This window comes from Bellilinea sp., assembly GCF_034432615.1.
In the GTDB taxonomy this organism is placed as follows: Bacteria; Chloroflexota; Anaerolineae; order Anaerolineales; family Anaerolineaceae; genus Bellilinea.
Genome location: NZ_DAOUBL010000244.1, coordinates 1 through 2,886, shown reverse-complemented (window position 1 = coordinate 2,886; position 2,886 = coordinate 1). Strand labels below are relative to the sequence as shown.

Annotated in this window: 2 protein-coding genes; both read left to right on the top strand. The window is 55.8% G+C overall.

Annotated elements, in window-relative coordinates:
* Positions 1-981, top strand: a 981-nt coding sequence (locus VAE48_RS10710; protein WP_322793320.1) for a hypothetical protein, incomplete at its 5' end; no start/stop codon positions are given.
* 76 nt (positions 982-1,057) lie between these two features.
* Entirely contained in the window at positions 1,058-2,860 is a 1,803-nt protein-coding gene (locus tag VAE48_RS10705; RefSeq protein ID WP_322793319.1) for a diguanylate cyclase, read from the top strand.
* Positions 2,861-2,886 lie beyond the last annotated feature (26 nt).

Below are 2,886 nucleotides of genomic sequence, written 5' to 3'. Positions count from 1 at the left end.
CTGGCAACAGCGGTATTTCCGCTCAATGTATTGGCTCAAACCCAGCCGCCGGACGAAATTACACCACAGGACACTTCTTATACCGTGTTCCTGCCGATGGTGCGGCGCAGCAGCACAACCACCACACCCACCCCCACCCCGCGCCCGACCATCATCCCCAACCCGCAATTGGGCAACATCATTGACCACACCACCCTGCCGCTCTACGACCAGATTCCACCTGAATACCTGCGGGCGGCCGAACAAATCCGCTTTTATTACTTTGACCGCAGCGTCGGTCAGAACATCAGCGAAGGGTTGGATTGTCTGGCCAGCTCAAGCTGGGCCAGCAGCCCCTCATCTTGCCGGCGTTACTATACCGATTCAAGCCTGACCGATTTCAAGGTGTACACCACCAATGACCGCAACATACCGGCCGTCATCCTCTTCCCCGGCGGCAACGATCGGTCAAATATTCGTTTCGAGTTCTACATGGCCGATTACTGGTACAGTGACGTACAAAACTTTGTTACCCGTTACCCATCTCTTGCAAGTCAATGGGACATCATCTCCCTGAAGCATAATTACCTGCATGTTGGCGAAGATTCCAGCATTGCCCGCGATTACTTCAACCCCAATTACAACGGCTACAACATCTATGACATTCTGGAGTTGGAAGCCCGCTATCCCAATAAAACCTTTGTGTACTGGACATCCTCGCTGGCACGCAATGCGGGAACTTCGGTGTCCGAATCCTTCAACAACCAGATGCGCCAGTGGGCGCGCGATAATAACAAAATCCTGCTGGATATTGCCGACATCCTCAGCCACACGCCCGACGGGCAGGAATGCCGCAACAGTCAAGGTTATGCCATAATCTGCCGCGAATACACCACCGAATCGTCCGGCGGGCATCTCGGCTCGGTCTCTGCTGGCAAGCTGCAGGTGGCCAAAGCCATCTGGATTCTGCTGGCGCAGCTGGCCGGCTGGCAGGGCCCGTGATCGCTGCACCTTAACTTCCTTCCACAAGCCTTCCCTGCTGCCCGCACCAAAAACACCCGGCAGCAGGGATTTTTGTTTGATTCGCCACGGTAAATTTGTGGTATATTTAGGACAACTTCCGCCCTCAACACGGCCTGCGCTCGTTGACCCCCCGCCCATTTGCCTGACGCTTTTCAGCCACCTGCTGCCGGTGCGGGTTTTTGATTTTTACCCCCAACCAATGGAAGCCGAAACACCCCTTTCCCTCCAACCCCTGACGACCGAAATTCAACGCCTCCATCAGCAGGCCTTGGACTTACTGGATGCCGACCCTGCGCACGGGTTGAAGCTGCTTCAGCAAGCCTTTCAACTGGCAGAAAATCACCTTCAGCAGGACGACGAGCATCTTCAGGCCGAACTGGCTGCCTGCACCATCACCCGCGGGCGGCTTAACCTCAAAAACGCTGCCTACACCGCGGCGCTGACCGATTTTCAAACCGCCATGCAGCAATTCGAGCGGCTGGGCAAAAACCGCGAAAAGGCGCTTGCCCGTTCCTATTACGGCATCGCTTACGCCCACATGGGGGAATTTGCCGACGCACTCGAACACCTGTTTCAGGCCTTGAAAGAGGTGCAGGAACTGGGAGATCAACTGCTGACGGCCGAGATTACCAACGACATCTGCTACACCTATGTTCTGCTGGGTCAACCCGAACTGGCCATCCCTCACCTGCATCAGGCCGTGCAAACGCTGCGCGAACTGAACGAACCCATGCGCCTTTCGTGGGCGCTGGATAGTCTGGCGATGGGCTACCTGCACACCGGCCAACCGCGCCGCGCAATGGAATACGAAACCGAAGCCATTCAGATTGCTGAAGCCATTCAGACCTGGCAGGATCAGGCGGTTTATCTCAACAACATCGGTGAAATTTATCTTGCCATGGGAGATGATAGCGCCGCCATTTCGGCCTACCAGCGCGCGTTGAACGTTGCCCGCCAGTACAATCTGACTGCAGAAATTGCCATCACCCTGCTCAACCTGGGCAAACTGCACACCGAACGCGGTCATTACGAGGCCGCCGAAAAAGACTTGAACGAAGCTCTGCTGCTGGCACAGCAAACCCGCCGCCAGCAGCAGGTGATGGAAGCCTATCATGCACTGGCGAATCTGTACGAAAAAAGCGGTAAAACCGCTGCTGCGCTGGAAATGTACAAGAAATACCATGCCGTCTTTCAAGCCGTTTATGATCAGGAAGCCGACCGGCGCATCAAGCATTTGCAGGTACTCCACCAGTTGGAAACCCTGCGCCGCGAAACGGAGGCTTTCCAGAAAAAAGCGTTGGAATTACAGCGCAAAGTAGAAGAACAGCAGCGCACACAGGTCAAACTGGAAAAACTGGCACGCACCGATTCGCTCACCCAAAGCCTGAACCGCCGCGCCCTGTTCGATACCGGTCAGGCCGCCTTTCAGGAAGCCCGCAAAACCGGCCAGCCTTTGACTATCATCATGTTCGATCTGGATAATTTCAAGGAAATCAACGACCAGTACGGGCATCTGGTTGGCGATCAGGTGTTGACCATCCTGGTTGAGCGCATCCGCCACCGCCTGCGCAGCAGTGATACTCTGGCACGTTACGGTGGTGAGGAATTTACCATCATCATGCCGGGCATCTCACTCGAACAGGGCCTGCGCATGGCTGAACGGGTACGCGGTGCGGTGGCCGAATCACCCATCCGCATTGGTGGCAATCGTTTGAATGTCACCATCAGTCTCGGCGTGGCAACTGCCAGCCCGCCTCACTTTCCCCATACATTCAAGGAACTGCTGCGCCGCGCCGATCAGGCCCTGTATGCTGCCAAAAACAGCGGGCGCAACTGCGTAAAAGCCTTTGAAGGCTGACCCCCGTCCTAACGGGTCAATTTTCG